This is a genomic window from uncultured Tenacibaculum sp. (assembly GCF_947494125.1).
In the GTDB taxonomy this organism is placed as follows: Bacteria; Bacteroidota; Bacteroidia; order Flavobacteriales; family Flavobacteriaceae; genus Polaribacter.
On record NZ_CANLTU010000001.1, the window covers coordinates 210,443 to 226,407 of the forward strand.

A 15,965-nucleotide genomic window follows, 5' to 3' on the forward strand; every position below is an offset into this window, starting at 1 on the left:
ACTAATATATAAATCAATGAAAAAAAGTATTTTATCTCTTGCTTCTGCTATGTTATTTGCATTTTCTGCAAATGCGCAGAAAGTAGAGTTTGAAGAGTATGATTTAAACAACGGCATGCATGTAATCTTGCATCAAGATAAATCAGCTCCAGTAGTTATTACTTCGGTAATGTATCATGTAGGTGCAAAAGACGAGCAACCAAACCGTACAGGAATGGCTCACTTTTTTGAACATTTATTATTTGAAGGAACAAAAAACATAAAGAAAGGTGATTGGTTTAAAATTGTTTCTTCAAATGGAGGAAAAAATAATGCCAACACAACAGATGACAGAACTTATTATTATGAAGTTTTTCCTTCTAATAACTTAGAATTAGGTTTATGGATGGAGTCTGAAAGATTATTATCTCCTGTTATTGGTCAAGAAGGAGTTGACACACAAAATGAAGTTGTAAAAGAAGAAAAGCGTTTACGTGTAGACAATCAACCTTACTCTCGTTTTTTAGAAAATGTTAAGAAAAACATGTTCAAAAAACACCCTTATAAAGGAACAACTATTGGTAAAATGAAGCATTTAGATGATGCAACATTAGAAGAGTTTATTGCTTTTAATAAAAAATTCTATGTACCTAACAACGCTACATTAGTTGTTGCTGGTGATATTGATATAAAACAAGCAAAAACTTGGATTAAAGAATATTTTGAAAGAATCCCTAAAGGAGAAGACATCAAAAGAGAGTTTCAAAAAGAAGATCCTATTACGAATCAGATAGAGGCTAAAGCTTATGATCCTAATATTCAAATTCCAGCTATTATGGAAGCATATAGAACTCCGTCAATGAAAACACGTGATTCTAGAGTGTTAGACATGGTTTCTTCATATTTAAGCAGTGGTAAAAGTTCAGTTTTATATAAGAAGTTAGTTGATCAAAAGAAAATGGCTTTACAAGCAGGAGCTATTAATTTAAGTCAAGAAGATTACGGTACTTACATTATTTATGCATTACCATTAGGTAAAACTTCTTTAGCTAGTTTAGTTAAAGAAATAGATGAAGAAGTTGTAAGATTACAAACCGATTTAATTTCAGAAAAAGATTACCAAAAACTTCAAAATAAATTTGAAAACAATTTTGTAAACTCTAACTCTAGTGTTGAGGGAATTGCAAATTCATTAGCTCGTTATAATGTTTTATACGGAGACACTAATTTAATTAATACAGAAATAGATATTTATCGTTCTATTACTCGTGAAGAAATTAGAGAAGTAGCTAAGAAGTACTTACAAACAAATAAGCGTTTGTTAATGGAATATTTGCCTGAAAGTAAAAAATAACATCAAAAGACAATATAAAAGAATTATGAAGACACAAATTTTATCATTAGTCGCGATTTTAGCAATGTCTTTTGCTGTAAATGCACAACGCGATTTAAACAAACAGCCAAAACCAGGGCCAGCTCCTAAAGTAAAATTAGGAAAAGTAGAGAAGTTTAAACTTCCTAATGGTTTAGAGGTTATTATGGTAGAAAACCATAAGCTACCAAGAGCATCAGCTAATTTAACAATTGACAATAAACCAGTAGTAGAAGGTGCAAAAACAGGTTTAGCTGATCTAATGGGAGGTTTATTAGGTAACGGGACAACAACCGTTTCTAAAAACGATTTTAATGAAAAAGTAGATTATTTAGGTGCTTTTGTTAATTATAGTAAGGACGGAGCTTACGCTTCTTCTTTAAAAAAATACTTTCCTGAGATTTTAGGTTTATTAGCAGATGGTGTTAAAAACCCTGTTTTTTCTCAGGAAGAATTTGACAAACAAGTAGAACGTACTTTAGACGGATTAAAATCTAACGAAAAAAGTGTGACTGCTATTGCTCGTAGAGTAGAAGATGCTCTTACCTATGGAAAACAACACCCATATGGAGAATTCACAACAAAAGAATCTGTAAAAAACATCACTTTACAAGATGTAAAAGACAATTATAATACATATTACCGTCCTAACAATTCTTATTTAGTTATTGTTGGAGACATTAATCCTAAAGAAACAAAAAAGTTAGTTAAAAAACTTTTTTCTGATTGGAAGTCTGGTAATGTGCCAAATGTAGCATTACAAAAACCTACAAATCCTGCAACTGCAGAAATTAACTTTATTAACATGCCTAATGCTGTTCAATCAGAAATAGCAGTAGTTAATAATATTGATTTAAAGTTAGGTGATAAAGATTATTACGCTGCTTTATTAGCAAACAACATCTTAGGTGGTGGTGGAACTGCACGTTTATTCATGAATTTACGTGAAGATAAAGGATACACTTACGGGTCATATTCTAGCTTAAGACAAAGTAGAAATGCAGCAACTTTTAGAGCAAGTGCAGCTGTAAGAAATATGGTTACTGACAGTGCAATGGTTGAAATTCAAAAAGAAATCAATAAAATTCGTTATCAGAAAGCATCAGCAGATGAACTTAAAAATGCGAAAGCTAAATATGTAGGTAACTTTGTAATGGATGTTCAAAAACCAAGAACGGCTGCAAGATTTGCATTAAATATTGCTCGTTATAATTTACCTGAAAATTTTTATGAAAACTATTTATCTAATATTAACGCTGTTACTTTAGATGATGTTCAAAATGCAGCGATTAAACATTTTAAAGGAGATAAAGCTCGTATTTTTATTACTGGTAAAGGAATAGATGTTTTAAAAAATTTAGAAAAAAATTCTGATTATAAAATTAACTACTTTGACAAAAAAGGAAATGCTACCTCAAAACCAAAAATGAGTTTACCAATTCCTGCTGGTACAACAGCAACAACTGTGGTTGATAATTATTTCAAAGCAATTGGAGGTAAAGATAAAGTAGCTGCAGTAAAATCAGTAATGATTTCTTCTGACGCTAAAATACAAGGGATGCAAATAAATTTAGTTCAAAAAAATGCAGCGCCTAACAAGTCACTAGTATTAGTTTCTATGGCGGGTAATGTAATGCAAAAAGTAGTTTTTGATGGGGCTAAAGGATATCAAGAAGCTCAAGGTCAGAAAAAAGAAGTCTCTGGTGAAGAATTAATAGAAGCTAAAAAACAAGCTGCTCCATTTGAAGACTTAGCATACAAAAAAGGAAAACTAGAAAGGATTGAACCTATTGATGGTAAAAATGCTTACGTAATTAAACATGGTAAATCTGAAATTTTTTATGACATGACTTCTGGATTAAAAATAAAAGAAGTCAAAACAGCTAAAGGGCCTCAAGGAGAAATGAAAGTTCCAACAACTTTTTCTGATTATAAAGAAATCAAAGGAATTAAGTTTCCACATAAAGTTACCCGAACAAATGGCCCTATGAAAATGGAGTTTATTGTAAAAGAAGTAAAAATTAACGAAGGAGTATCTGATACTGATTTTCAGTAGATAGAATACCTTTTCTAATTACTAAAGAGCCAAAACTTACGTTTTGGCTCTTTTTATTTTGCTTTATTCACCAGCCATACACCAAGTAAAATAACACCTCCAGCTAATAATTGAATTACATTTAATTTTTCTCCATCTATAATCCCCCACATAACAGCTACGATAGGGATTAAATACGTTACGGAAGATGCAAAAATAGGTGATGAAAGATGTACCATTTTATTAAACAATACTTTTGCTATTCCTGTACCAACAACAGATAATATTGTAATATACCCTAATGCATTTGTTGTTTGAGAATTTATTTCAAAAGTTGAGAAAAAACCAGAAAATAACAAAACTAATAAAGCTGGTATTATTAATAATAAAAAATTCCCTGTTGTTATTGCCAATGCATCTAAATCAGATAAATACTTCTTTACTATATTTACATTAAAGGCATATCCGATAGAAGAAATTATAACCAGTGTAGCATACCAATAGTTCTGATTTGGATTCAAATCTGCTCCTTTTAATATTAAAATAAGCGTACCGATTAATCCAATTAATATTCCAATAAATTGTTTTTTCTTAAAGGTAAAACCAAAAACTAAAGCTCCAAAAATAAAAGTATTAAATGGTGTTAATGAATTTAAAATTGCTGAAATAGAACTATCAATTCCCTGTATAGCAAAGGCAAATAAAAAGGATGGGAAAAAAGTTCCCAACAAAGCAGTATATAAAATATAAATCCAATGTTTTTTTTGAATTCTTTGAATACTTTTAAATCCAATCATCAATAAAAAAACAGCGGTAATTAACATTCGTAATGCCCCTAATTGAATTGGTGTTAAACCAATAAGTGCTTTTTTTATTAAAATAAAAGAACTTCCCCAAACAAGTGAAAGTATAACTAAATACAACCATTTACGTTGCTTATTACTCATTTTCAATTCATTTAATGGCAAAAATCGACTATTTTCATTTATTTTTTTGATTTTATTAATAACTTTGCCAAATAACCTAATAAATAGAAATGATGAAAATTCAAAAAATAATTTTAGCCTTAACTTTTGTTAGCTTTTTAGCTGTCGGATGTAAAAACGAAGCAAAAAAAGAAGAAACTAACAAAACTCCTAAAACTGAAGTAGCTGCGAATGCTAAAGAACTTTCTTTAAACATTTCTGGAATGACTTGTGAAATAGGATGTGCTAAAAAAATAGCTTCTGATTTATCTAAAAAAGACGGTGTCTTAGATGCCAAAGTTATATTTAATGATAGCATTGCTACTGTAAAATATGATGCCAACATTACTAATAAAGCTGACTTAATTGCTTTTGTAGAAGGAATTGGAAGTGGAGATATGTATAAAGCTTCTGAAACAACTAAGGAAGCTTGTGCTGAAAATTGCAAGAAAGAAGGTTGTTCTAAAAAAGAAGGTCATAAAGACGAAAGTGACAAAAAAGCTTGCGCTACTGATTGTAAAAAAGAATGCTGTGGTGAAACTAAAAAAGCATAATTCTTTTTTAAACTTATAAAATCAAGCTCCTCAAATGAGGGGCTTTTTTTATGGATTACATTATCTTTGTAAAAACTTTTCTTCTAATGAAAAAACACTTTCCTCTTCTAGTAAAAATATCATTAATCTCGGTATATCTTATTTTTTTAGCAGGTTCGGTTGTTCGTATGACAGGGTCTGGAATGGGCTGTCCTGATTGGCCAAAATGTTTTGGTTATTATATTCCTCCTACTTCTGAAGAACAAATAACTTGGCAACCTAATACAGAGTATGAAGAAGGAATGATTATTATAAAAAGTGAAATTTTATTCGTTGCTGAAAATGATATAAAAACAACTAATAAATTCAACAGCAATAATTGGGTTAAATACACAAAGCACAGTTATGCAAAGTTTAATAAATACCATACTTGGACTGAATATATAAACAGATTGTCTTCTGCATTAGCAGGAATACCTTTCTTGCTTTTAATCTTTACTTCGCTTTCTTTTTGGAAAGAAAAAAAACAAATTACGCTATTAGCTTTTGGTGCATTTCTTTTAATGCTTTTTGAAGCCTGGCTGGGAAAAACTGTGGTTGACACAAACTTAAAACCCACTATTATAACTATTCATATGGTTGCTGGGTTAATTATTATTGCCCTGCTATTATGGCTATTACATATAGTTTCTGATCGCAAAAAAACAACATATAAATACAATTCTCTATTTAGCAAACTAGTAATTGTAGCTGCTGTTTTTTCATTAATTCAAATTGCAATGGGGACTCAAGTTCGTCAGTTTATAGACGAACAAGTAAAATTATTTGGATTCGAAAACAAACAGTTTAGCTTATTAAAACCTAGCTTTAAATTTTATTTCCACCGTTCATTTACTATCGCTATTGTATTGGTAAACCTTGGAATATTTTATTTAAATCAAATTAAAAACTTAGGTTTTAAGCTTATCAATTGGGTTATCTTCTTAATCTTTTTAGAAACTATTACAGGTATTTTAATGTACTATGCAGAATTCCCTTTAGGTACTCAAGCTATACATTTACTAGCAGGAGCTATTTTATTTGGGTTACAGTTTTATTTATGGCTACAGAGTAGGAAGCTTTAATTTATGAACCAAGAAGAAAGGAATAAAGAAAAACGAAGAATGACTTCTTTAACTACTGAAGAATGGTTAGGCTTTTTCTTTGTGCCCATTAATATCTCAAGAGGAGAAATAAGTATTTTTCCCACAAATGATTTTAATAATACTGAAGAAGATCGGTTTAAAAAATTTAATTTCGATAAAAAACTAAAACAGTCTTATACTGCGAGAGTTCTAGACATCATTTTTTATACTATTATTTTTATAGTACTTCGCTCCCTTTTTTAATCTTTCCACTCTAAAGTTTCCATCATATGAATCATATCATTTTTAATATATTCAACTGCTGGTAAAATAGAATCGTAATTAGGTTTAGTATAAAAAAACAAAGAGCCTTTTAAAAAATGCTTAGAACTATCTGTTGCATGAAACTGTACTTGAGAAGCAGCATTCCCCATTATTTGATACACACTCCCATATACTTTTTTATCGGGATTAGAATACTCTATTGGAGCTGTAATTTGATCTGCTTTAATAGCATGTTCAAAAACTAATTTCTCAGATTCTATTAACAACTCTCTTAAATTATTATCCACAGGACGATACGTAATATCAACCGAAGCTTTCAATTTAGGGTATCGTACTTTTAACCAGTTTTGAGGCAAGTTTTTAATTGCAGTGTTTTTTGCCACATCAAAACGATACGGTCTACTATTATTTAATCTATTATAACCCAATTCTGGATATTCTAAACTTAAATACCCTTTAGGTTTTGGCAAAGTTTCATCACCACAACTTACTAATAATACCAATAAAACTAGCACTAAAAATTTATGCATTCCGTGTTGCTTTTATTTGTTTTATACGTTTCTTATCAATCACTTCAATAGTAAACGTATACTTACTAAAATTTATTTTCTCTCCTTTCTTAGGAAACTTACCTGATATTTCTAAAATGAAGCCAGCTATCGTTTCACTTTCTCCTTTTGCATCTTCAAATTTATCAACATCCTCATCTTCTAAAACCCTGCAAAAATCTTTAATCGTTATTTTTCCTTCAAAAATATAATTGTTTTCATCTAGTTTAGAATAAGTCAAATCATCATCATCAAATTCATCGTTTATATCCCCTACAATTTCCTCAATTACATCTTCTAATGTAACAATTCCACTCGTTCCCCCATACTCATCAACAACAATAGCTAAGTGCTTTTTTTGTTCTTGAAATTCACTTAATAAATCATCAAGTTTTTTATTTTCAGGAACAAAAAAAGGTGCTCTAATTAACTTTTGCCATTTAAATGTTTTTTTATTCAAATGTTCTAATAAATCTTTTGCATATAAAACTCCTCTAATATTATCTATATTCTCATGGTATACAGGATTTCTTGAATACCCATTCTTTAAAATTATTTTTAAAACATCTTCATATGAAGCGTCGTCAGGTATAGCACAAACATCTGTTCGTGGCTTCATGATTTGTACAGTTTCTGTATTCCCAAAATTTACAATTCCTTCTAGTATTTTTTGCTCATCTTTAGTTGTTGCTCCTTCAGATGTTAACTCTAATGCTTGTGACAACCGTTCTACTGAAAGATTATTGTTTTTGTTTCCTAATTTATTTTCAACAACACTTGTTAATTTAATTAAAGGAGTACTTAACGGAGTTAAAACAACATTTAAAAATTGTAATGGTCTTCCCATAAAACTAGCAAACTGCATTGATTTTCTACTTGCGTATACTTTTGGCAACACTTCACCAAATAACAAAATTAAAAACGTTACAAAAACTACTTCTACAAAAAATTTCACTCCTCCAGAAAGTCCTTTAAAAAACACCTCTCCTAAAGACGCAAATATTAAAACAATTAGAATATTAATAAAGTTATTTGTTATTAAAATAGTTCCTAATAGTTTTTTTGGCTTTTTAAGAAGCTTCACTACTATATTTTCACTTTTTGAAGTAGAATTTAACTCATCAAGTTCTGTTTGTGATATAGAAAAAAAAGCAATTTCTGTACCTGAAATTAAAGCTGAACAAACTAACAAAAAGAGTAGTAATACACAGTTAAGAGTTGTTAATAAATCGACACTTGATAATACTAAAAATAAATGTTCGGGTTCTGGATCCAATTTTTAAATTTTAATTAAACTAAAATGGTAAATCATCATCTTCTTGTGGAGCCACATTTGGAGCTTTGATATTCTCTTGAGTTGGATTTACATTTGGTGGTGCATCATTAGGATCCTTTTTGGTTGATAAAAAAGTCATGTCTTGCACCTGTATTTCTGTGGTATACCTCTTCTGACCATCTACTTCGTATTGACGTGTTTTAATACGTCCTTCACAATACACACGATCTCCTTTTGTTAAATATTTTTCACAAATTTCTGCTAATTTATTACGCACTACAATATTATGCCATTCAACATTTGTAATTCTCTCTCCCGTTTGACGATTCGTATATGTTTCATTAGTGGCCAAAGGAAAACGCCCTACAGAATTACCTCCTTCAAAGTAATGCATTTTTATTTCATCTCCTAAATGACCTATTAAAATAACCTTATTAATTGTTCCTGCCATAGCTAAAAAATTTGTGTAAAATCAAATATACAAAATTTACTATTTCATATTTAGATATTCATTTAAAAACTTATCTATCAATATAGGTGTTGGGTACTTTTTAATCTCATTCCACTCTATAGTTTTCTGACTCACTTTCTTTGTTTTTATAATCCAAAATTTCGTAAATAAATGCTGATGTGATAATTTATGTACAATATCTTCATTGTTAAATAATGACATTGTTGTTTTATTTGGAAACAAAGTTAAAAACTGTTCATCTTCCACTAATTCTTTTTCTGAAACAGCTTTTTTAGTCTCAATAAGAGGAAACTCATACAAACCTTGCCAAATTCCTTTCCCTATTCTTTCATTAAATAATGTTTTCTGATTTTCAGTAACAATTACTAAATAATTAAAATAACGTTTTTTAATTTTAAGCTTTTTTTCTTTTACTGGTAGTTCTTTTACTAAGTTTTTTTCTAAAGCTACACAACTTTCTGACAATGGACATGCATTACATAATGGATTTTGAGGCTTACAATGTAAAGCTCCAAAATCCATAATTGCTTGATTATATGTTCCTGGTTGAGATGCATCAATTAGAGTTCCTGCTAACTCCTTAAATTCTTTTATTCCCTTAGTACTATTAATTGCTGTATTTATTCCAAAAAAACGAGACAAAACTCTATATACATTTCCATCAACAACAGCTACTGGTTCGTCATAACAAATAGAAGCAATGGCAGAAGCTGTATAATCCCCTACTCCTTTAAGTTTTAATAACTCTTTATAGTTATTTGGAAAAATACCATTAAGTTCATCACTTATATATTTCGATGTAAAATGTAAGTTTCTTGCTCTTGAATAATACCCCAATCCTTGCCATAATTTTAACACTGTACTTTCTTTAGATTCTGCTAAATCAAATACCGTTGGAAATGCTTCTACAAACTTTAAAAAATACGGTAAACCTTGAGCTACTCGAGTTTGCTGAAGCATAATTTCACTTAACCAAACCTTGTATGGGCTCTTAGTTTTTCGCCAAGGCAAGTCTCTTTTATTTTGTAAATACCAGTATATTAATTGGTTAGATAAAATCATTTGTGTAAATTGGGTAGACGAAAATAGTGCATTTTATTTAGATTTTTTTATTCTTATTTTTTTCGGAATAGATTAATTATCATATATTTGCACCCTCATTTTTAAAAATAAATTCAAAATATATATAGAATGACAAAAGCAGATATCGTATCTAAAATTTCAGATAAGAGTGGAATTGAAAAAGCAGATGTTTTAGCAACTGTTGAAGCATTTATGGACGAAGTAAAAGATGCATTAGAGAGTGGAGATAATGTATATTTAAGAGGTTTTGGTAGCTTTATCATCAAAACTAGAGCAGAAAAAACTGGTAGAAACATTTCTAAAAACACTACCATTAAAATACCTGCACATAACATTCCAGCTTTCAAACCTTCAAAAGTATTTACAGAGGGTGTTAAGACTAAAGTATCTGTAAAAGAATAAAACAATATTAACCAAAACCTTTAAAATAGAGGTTTTATAAAACATTTTAACTATGCCAAGTGGTAAGAAAAGAAAGAGAGCAAAGATCTCTACGCACAAAAGAAAGAAAAGAGCAAGAGCAAATCGTCATAAGAAAAAGTAAGCTAACGCTTACTTTTTCGTTGCTTTTATAGCTTACGTTCATTGACATTAATTAAGGTTTAACACCTTAAATGGTATATAATATATACCTGTTTACAAATTTAACCCGTCTACGTTAATTCGTTGGCACAAAACCATATTCAGAATGAAAACAGAATTAATAATTCGTTCAAATTCTTCTGATATTGATTTCGCCTTATTAAGAGATGGTAGACTTATTGAATTAAATAAAGAAACAAGCGATAATAAATTTTCAGTTGGTGACATTTTCCTTGCTAAAATAGGAAAAGTAATGACTGGATTGAATGCTTCTTTTGTAAATGTTGGGTATCCTAAAGATGGTTTTTTACACTATCATGATTTAGGACCACAAGTACAATCTTTGAATAAATTCATTAAGAAAGTAAGCACAGGTAATTATAAAGAATTCACTTTAAAAAACTTCCGTTTTGATGATGACATCAACAAGGACGGAAGTATTAATGATGTACTAAAATCAGGTCAAAATTTATTAGTACAAATTGTAAAAGAACCAATTTCTACCAAAGGTCCGCGTATTAGTTCGGAACTATCAATAGCTGGTAGATTTTTAGTTTTAGTTCCTTTTTCAAATAGAGTATCTGTATCTCAAAAAATAGCAGATCCAAAAGAGAAAGAACGTTTAAAGAAATTAGCAAAAAGTATCAAGCCAAAAGGGTTTGGACTTATTTTACGTACTGTTGCCCAAGGAAAGAAGGTAGCAGAACTAGATAAAGATTTACAAAATTCACTTGATCGTTGGAAAACAATGTGTAATAGCATTGCTAATCAAAACACACCAACGAAAATATTAAGTGAGTTAAACAGAGCATCTTCTATATTAAGAGATGTAATGAACGATTCTTTTACAAGTATAGTAACCAATGATGAAACCTTAAAGGTTGAAATTAAAGAATATTTACAAGAAATATATCCAGAAAAGGAAAACATTGTAAAACTTCACAAATCTGACACACCAATTTTTGAGAAATTTGGTATTGAACGTCAAATAAAAACATCATTTGGTAAAACAGTTTCTATGAGCAAGGGAGCCTATTTAGTTATAGAGCATACCGAAGCATTACATGTTATTGATGTAAATAGTGGAAATCGCTCAAATAAGGCTTTAAGCCAAGAGGAAACTGCTTTAGAAGTCAATTTAATAGCCGCTAGTGAAATAGCTCGTCAATTACAGTTACGAGATATGGGTGGAATTATTGTTGTTGACTTTATTGATATGAAAACTGCTGAAAACAGACAGAAATTGTATCAACATTTAAAAGACGCAATGTCTTTAGATCGTACTAAACATAAAATTTTACCTCCGAGTAAATTTGGTTTAGTACAAATTACAAGACAACGTGTACGACCTGAATTACACATAAAAACACGTGAACCAAATCCAAATAAAAACGGAGAGGTTGAAGCTCCTATTGTTTTAGTAGACAAAATAGAAGCTGAATTAGAACGCTTAGTTAATAGCGGTAAAAACTATAAAGAAATCACATTAAATGTACATCCTTTTATAGCTGCTTATTTAACAAAAGGCGTAAACTCTATTCGTTTTAAATGGTTTGTGCAACACAAAAAGTGGATTAAAATATTACCTAGAGATGCTTATCAATACCTACAATACAAGTTCTTTTTAAAAAAGAAAAAAAGTAAGTAAGGCAATCTTATTATGAAATAAAACCTCATTCTTAAAAAAGAATGAGGTTTTTTTATATCCTAAAACCAAAACCCAAGATTAAACAACCAGTATTTCTTACTATGATCTGGAGACCAAGTATACTTTAATTCAACTGGCCCTATAAGTGTTTCTACACTGTATCCCAAAGCATAACCTGACTTTGTATTATCAAACAAACTTCCTCGTTCAAAAACATTTTCTTCAACACGAGCATAGTTTGCAATAAAAGTAGCATAATGTTTATAATTATTAAAAACCTTATATCTAAAATTAAACTCCGACCTTAAAAAAGATTGATCATTTAATGCTCCAGTATCATACCCATAAAAAGGAGTAAAATTGTTTATATAGTTTTGATTGTATCCTCCTAAACGGAAATCAAACATTTGAGAAGATTTTTTACCTAATGTAAACCCAGCTTCAGAAATATATTGAAAAGTTAATTTCTTATAAAAAGTAGTTGCAAAACCTAACGTTCCTTTTACTTGTGAAAACTGGCGAAAAGGGTCGCTCCCTACTGCTAATTTTGAAAGTCTATGGTTTCTATCCGACCAAACAAACCACTTAAAACCTATGTCTGCATAAAAGCCTTCAGTAGGAAACATTCTTTTATTGTATGTATCTAATTTTAAAAAAGAGTAACCACTTACATAATTACTAAAATCAAAAACAGTTTCTTGTCCACTTGTTAAAATGTTCTCTGAACTTACTTTAATGTTTTTATGTTCTAAACCTACCCCTATAGCAAATTTTTTATCCATGGTGGTTTGCAAATAAAAAGCATTACTAAAATCTGCATACCTAATATTAATTAAATTATTATCAAATAAGAAATCGCTATTAAAAGTATTATATCTGGACTTAAAGCCATAACTAGGTGCTAAACCATTATCTACAAAATATTGAAAATCGTATCTTATCTTATCTCCAATACCAAGATCTACTGATAATTCATCGTTTTGTAAGAATAGTTTTTTATAATTATAATTTAACAAAACTGCTGATTTATAAAGTAAGTCATAATGCAAACCAAATCGTAAATAAGACTGTATTTCTTCTTCTTTTACTGTAAGTACTAATCTTTTTCCTTGAAAGGATTTTTCAAAGTGATAATCTACTCTTTTAAAATTTTTAGATGCAGTTAGTGTATTAATTTTCTTAGAAATATCTTTATACGAAACACTATCTCCTTCCGTTAATTGCAATTTTCCTAAAATATTATTTATAGTATAATTCTTATTCCCTTTAATAATAACTCTATCTATCTGGAACTTTTCTTTACTTAGTTTTAGAACTGGTCTTTTCTTTTTATGTAATTGAAGTTTTGCAATACTATCAAAAACTACCTTATATGTTTTTGCTTTTTCAATTCCTTTTCCTATAATTTCTCCTTTTTTATCAAAAGAGATCACACTGTATTCTAGGATATCTGGACGTAAAAAAACATTTACTAATCGTGTTTGTTCATCAGACTTTTTATACATCTGAAAATTGACAATTTGCATTAATAAAGATGCTATTGAAGATAATTCTTCTCTTTTTAATAACTGCCCTTGTACACTTACACCTATAATTAAATCTAAGTTTTTCTTCCTCATTATGTCCACAGGGAAATTATTTACTACACCACCATCAACCAACAGTTTTCCATTTATTTCTACAGGATTTAATAAAGATGGAAAAGCTGCACTAGCTCTTAACGCCAATGGTAAAGATCCTTTTTCTAAAATCTCCTCTCCGCCTGTTTCAATATTCGTTGCAATACAGTAAAAAGGTATAGGAAGTTTAGAGAAATCATTTATCTCATCAACTGGAGCTAATAATTCTGTTAAATAATTAAGTACATTTTGCCCTTTTGACAAACCTAACGGCAAACCAATACTACCCCCTTTAATTGGTAATGTAATTGCATATTTCTCACCGTGTTCTTTACTAAAAAGTGCTTTTTCTCTTCTTGAGATTTTATCTTGAAGTAATGTTACAAAATCTGTATTAAGAACTATTTCTTCTATTTGATTCGCAGAATATCCAGAAGCATACAAACCACCAACGATTGCCCCCATACTAGTACCACCAATATAATCTACCTGCAAACCAGACTTTTCTAGTTCCTTAAGAACTCCAATATGTGCAAATCCTTTAGCTCCACCACCACTTAGCACTAAACCTATTTTAGGTTGATTTTGCGATAGCATTAGCGTTGGTAAAAATAATAACAGTAACAATTTTCTCATTCTTTTTCTTTTTGATAGTATTGATAAATCTTTTGCGCTCTAGAAAAACCAACTATTTCTTTTAATTCATCTAAAGTAGCTTCTTTTACTCGTTTTGCTGACTTAAATTTACGTAAAAGATTGGTTATAGTCTGTTTACCTATGTCAGGAATTTGCTCAAGTTCTGATTGAATAGCACTTTTACTTCTTTTATTTCTATGAAAAGTAATTCCAAATCTATGCGCTTCATTTCGTAAATATTGAATTATTTTTAAGCTTTCAGATTTTTTATCTAAGTACAACGGAACACTATCTCCTGGATAATAAATTTCTTCTAATCGTTTAGCAATTCCTATAATGGCAATTTTCCCTCGCAGACCTAAAACATCTAAACTTTTTAATGCTGACGATAATTGTCCTTTTCCTCCATCAATTACAATCAATTGAGGCAACGATTGTTCTTCTTCTAACAATCTCTTATACCTACGATAAACAACCTCTTCCATAGAAGCAAAATCATCTGGTCCTTCTACAGTTTTTATATTGTAATGACGGTATTCTTTTTTACTTGGTTTTCCATCTTTAAAAACTACACAAGCTGCAACTGGGTGTGTTCCTTGAATGTTTGAATTATCAAAACATTCTATATGACGCGGCTCAACATGCAAACGCAAATCTTTTTGCATTTGTGCCATAATTCGTTTCACATGGCGATCTGGATCAACAATTTTTATTTGCTTAAACTGTTCTTGTCTATAATACTTTGCATTGCGCTCAGACAATTCAACAATTCGTTTTTTATCTCCTAATTTTGGTACTGTAACTTTTATATGCTCTCCTAAGTCGACCTTAAAAGGCACATATACTTCTCTTGATAATGAATTAAATCTATTACGTGTTTCTACAACGAATAACTCTAACAATTCTTTATCTGTCTCATCTAATTTCTTTTTTATTTCTGTGGTGTACGACTGAACAATAGATCCATTCATAACTTTAAAGAAATTGGCATATCCATGTGTCTCATCAGAAATAATAGAAAACACATCTACATTATTTATCGATGGATTTACAATGGTAGATTTAGCTTGATAATTTTGTAATGAAGCTAGTTTATCTTTTATTTTTTGCGCTTCTTCAAATTTCATTTCCGAAGCAAAATCAAGCATTATATTTTGTAATCGTTCTAAGCTCTCTTTAAAATTTCCTTTTATAATATTTCTAATTGCTCTAATATCCTCAAGATAACCATCTTCATGTTGATATCCTTCACAAGGTCCTTTACAATTCCCTAAATGATATTCTAAACAGACTTTATACTTCCCCGAATCAATTTTTTCTTGACTTAAATCGTAATTACAAGTACGTAAGGGATACAACTCTTTAATTAAACCTAAAAGAGCATGCACTGTTTTCATGTTAGTATAAGGGCCAAAGTATTCTGAGCCATCTTTAACAACTCTTCGCGTAGAAAACACTCGTGGAAAACGTTCTTTTTTTATACAAATCCACGGATACGATTTATCATCTTTTAACAGAACATTATAACGTGGTTTATATTTCTTAATTAAGTTATTTTCAAGTAATAAAGCATCCGTTTCTGTATCAACTACTACATGTTCTATTCTTACAATTTTTCTTACTAAAATTCTAGTTTTACCATTTTCATGATTCTTTGTAAAATAAGACGAAACTCGTTTCTTTAAATTTTTAGCTTTTCCAACATAAATAATTACGTCATCTTTATCAAAATATTGATAAACTCCGGGCGAAGCAGGCAGTATTTTTACTTGAAGTTCTAATGAAGTTGGCATACAACGAAAATACAA

At 29.8% G+C, this 15,965-nt stretch carries 14 protein-coding genes; 7 read left to right on the forward strand and 7 right to left on the reverse strand.

Annotation, left to right across the window (positions count from 1 at the left end; translation table 11 throughout):
* Positions 1-16 precede the first annotated feature (16 nt).
* Entirely contained in the window at positions 17-1,333 is a 1,317-nt protein-coding gene (locus Q0881_RS00950; RefSeq protein ID WP_299156099.1) for a pitrilysin family protein, read from the forward strand.
* A 25-nt stretch (positions 1,334-1,358) separates the two neighbouring features.
* Positions 1,359-3,407, forward strand: coding sequence for an insulinase family protein (locus tag Q0881_RS00955; protein WP_299156101.1), 2,049 nt, complete (start codon positions 1,359-1,361; stop codon positions 3,405-3,407).
* 53 nt (positions 3,408-3,460) lie between these two features.
* On the opposite strand, the gene Q0881_RS00960 is transcribed toward Q0881_RS00955, so the two are convergent.
* Positions 3,461-4,333 carry an EamA family transporter gene (locus Q0881_RS00960; protein ID WP_299156102.1) on the reverse strand — a complete coding sequence of 291 codons (873 nt, stop codon included), beginning with the start codon at positions 4,331-4,333 and terminating at the stop codon, positions 3,461-3,463.
* 89 nt (positions 4,334-4,422) lie between these two features.
* On the opposite strand from Q0881_RS00960, the gene Q0881_RS00965 reads away from it, so the two are divergent.
* From Q0881_RS00965 to Q0881_RS00975, 3 genes are all read left to right on the forward strand, one after another.
* Entirely contained in the window at positions 4,423-4,905 is a 483-nt protein-coding gene (locus Q0881_RS00965) for a heavy metal-associated domain-containing protein (RefSeq protein ID WP_299156104.1), read from the forward strand.
* An 86-nt stretch (positions 4,906-4,991) separates the two neighbouring features.
* Positions 4,992-6,008 carry a COX15/CtaA family protein gene (locus Q0881_RS00970; protein ID WP_299156105.1) on the forward strand — a complete coding sequence of 339 codons (1,017 nt, stop codon included), beginning with the start codon at positions 4,992-4,994 and terminating at the stop codon, positions 6,006-6,008.
* Between the two features lie 3 nt (positions 6,009-6,011).
* Complete coding sequence (locus Q0881_RS00975; protein WP_299156106.1) at positions 6,012-6,272, forward strand: hypothetical protein; 261 nt, start codon at positions 6,012-6,014, stop codon at positions 6,270-6,272.
* On the opposite strand, the gene gldD is transcribed toward Q0881_RS00975, so the two are convergent.
* From gldD to mutY, 4 genes are read right to left on the reverse strand one after another with little or no spacing between them, the layout of a single operon-like run.
* Entirely contained in the window at positions 6,269-6,823 is a 555-nt protein-coding gene (gene gldD, locus Q0881_RS00980) for a gliding motility lipoprotein GldD (protein WP_299156108.1), read from the reverse strand. The genes Q0881_RS00975 and gldD overlap by 4 nt on opposite strands.
* On the reverse strand, positions 6,816-8,117 hold the full coding sequence (gldE, locus tag Q0881_RS00985) for a gliding motility-associated protein GldE (protein WP_299156109.1): 1,302 nt from the start codon (positions 8,115-8,117) through the stop codon (positions 6,816-6,818). The genes gldD and gldE overlap by 8 nt, the downstream gene beginning before the upstream one ends.
* Before the next feature lie 19 nt (positions 8,118-8,136).
* Positions 8,137-8,568, reverse strand: a complete 432-nt coding sequence (gene ssb, locus Q0881_RS00990; RefSeq protein WP_299156111.1) for a single-stranded DNA-binding protein — start codon at positions 8,566-8,568, stop codon at positions 8,137-8,139.
* A 39-nt stretch (positions 8,569-8,607) separates the two neighbouring features.
* On the reverse strand, positions 8,608-9,651 hold the full coding sequence (gene mutY / locus Q0881_RS00995; RefSeq protein WP_299156112.1) for an A/G-specific adenine glycosylase: 1,044 nt from the start codon (positions 9,649-9,651) through the stop codon (positions 8,608-8,610).
* Positions 9,652-9,780: 129 nt separating this feature from the next.
* Here mutY and Q0881_RS01000 point away from each other — a divergent pair, with 129 nt between their 5' ends.
* Positions 9,781-10,074 carry an HU family DNA-binding protein gene (locus Q0881_RS01000; RefSeq protein WP_218771765.1) on the forward strand — a complete coding sequence of 98 codons (294 nt, stop codon included), beginning with the start codon at positions 9,781-9,783 and terminating at the stop codon, positions 10,072-10,074.
* A 286-nt stretch (positions 10,075-10,360) separates the two neighbouring features.
* Positions 10,361-11,902 (forward strand): ribonuclease E/G, encoded by a 1,542-nt coding sequence (locus Q0881_RS01005; protein WP_299156116.1) that lies wholly within the window; start codon positions 10,361-10,363, stop codon positions 11,900-11,902.
* 59 nt (positions 11,903-11,961) lie between these two features.
* Here the strand turns inward: Q0881_RS01005 and Q0881_RS01010 are convergent, their stop codons facing one another.
* The gene (locus tag Q0881_RS01010) at positions 11,962-14,157 is read right to left on the reverse strand and encodes a patatin-like phospholipase family protein (RefSeq protein WP_299156117.1); all 2,196 of its coding nucleotides are present in this window, start codon (positions 14,155-14,157) and stop codon (positions 11,962-11,964) included.
* On the reverse strand, positions 14,154-15,950 hold the full coding sequence (gene uvrC, locus Q0881_RS01015; protein ID WP_299156119.1) for an excinuclease ABC subunit UvrC: 1,797 nt from the start codon (positions 15,948-15,950) through the stop codon (positions 14,154-14,156). Before uvrC ends, Q0881_RS01010 begins: the two co-directional genes overlap by 4 nt.
* Positions 15,951-15,965 lie beyond the last annotated feature (15 nt).

Bases quoted from the DNA above. Each gene is read 5' to 3' on its own strand.
- uvrC (WP_299156119.1), bottom strand. From the start codon at position 15,950: ATGCCAACTTCATTAGAACTTCAAGTAAAAATACTGCCTGCTTCGCCC.
- Q0881_RS00975 (WP_299156106.1), top strand. From the start codon at position 6,012: ATGAACCAAGAAGAAAGGAATAAAGAAAAACGAAGAATGACTTCTTTA.
- gldD (WP_299156108.1), bottom strand. From the start codon at position 6,823: ATGCATAAATTTTTAGTGCTAGTTTTATTGGTATTATTAGTAAGTTGT.
- Q0881_RS01010 (WP_299156117.1), bottom strand. From the start codon at position 14,157: ATGAGAAAATTGTTACTGTTATTATTTTTACCAACGCTAATGCTATCG.
- Q0881_RS00970 (WP_299156105.1), top strand. From the start codon at position 4,992: ATGAAAAAACACTTTCCTCTTCTAGTAAAAATATCATTAATCTCGGTA.
- mutY (WP_299156112.1), bottom strand. From the start codon at position 9,651: ATGATTTTATCTAACCAATTAATATACTGGTATTTACAAAATAAAAGA.
- Q0881_RS00965 (WP_299156104.1), top strand. From the start codon at position 4,423: ATGATGAAAATTCAAAAAATAATTTTAGCCTTAACTTTTGTTAGCTTT.
- Q0881_RS01005 (WP_299156116.1), top strand. From the start codon at position 10,361: ATGAAAACAGAATTAATAATTCGTTCAAATTCTTCTGATATTGATTTC.
- ssb (WP_299156111.1), bottom strand. From the start codon at position 8,568: ATGGCAGGAACAATTAATAAGGTTATTTTAATAGGTCATTTAGGAGAT.
- Q0881_RS00960 (WP_299156102.1), bottom strand. From the start codon at position 4,333: ATGAGTAATAAGCAACGTAAATGGTTGTATTTAGTTATACTTTCACTT.
- Q0881_RS00955 (WP_299156101.1), top strand. From the start codon at position 1,359: ATGAAGACACAAATTTTATCATTAGTCGCGATTTTAGCAATGTCTTTT.
- Q0881_RS00950 (WP_299156099.1), top strand. From the start codon at position 17: ATGAAAAAAAGTATTTTATCTCTTGCTTCTGCTATGTTATTTGCATTT.
- Q0881_RS01000 (WP_218771765.1), top strand. From the start codon at position 9,781: ATGACAAAAGCAGATATCGTATCTAAAATTTCAGATAAGAGTGGAATT.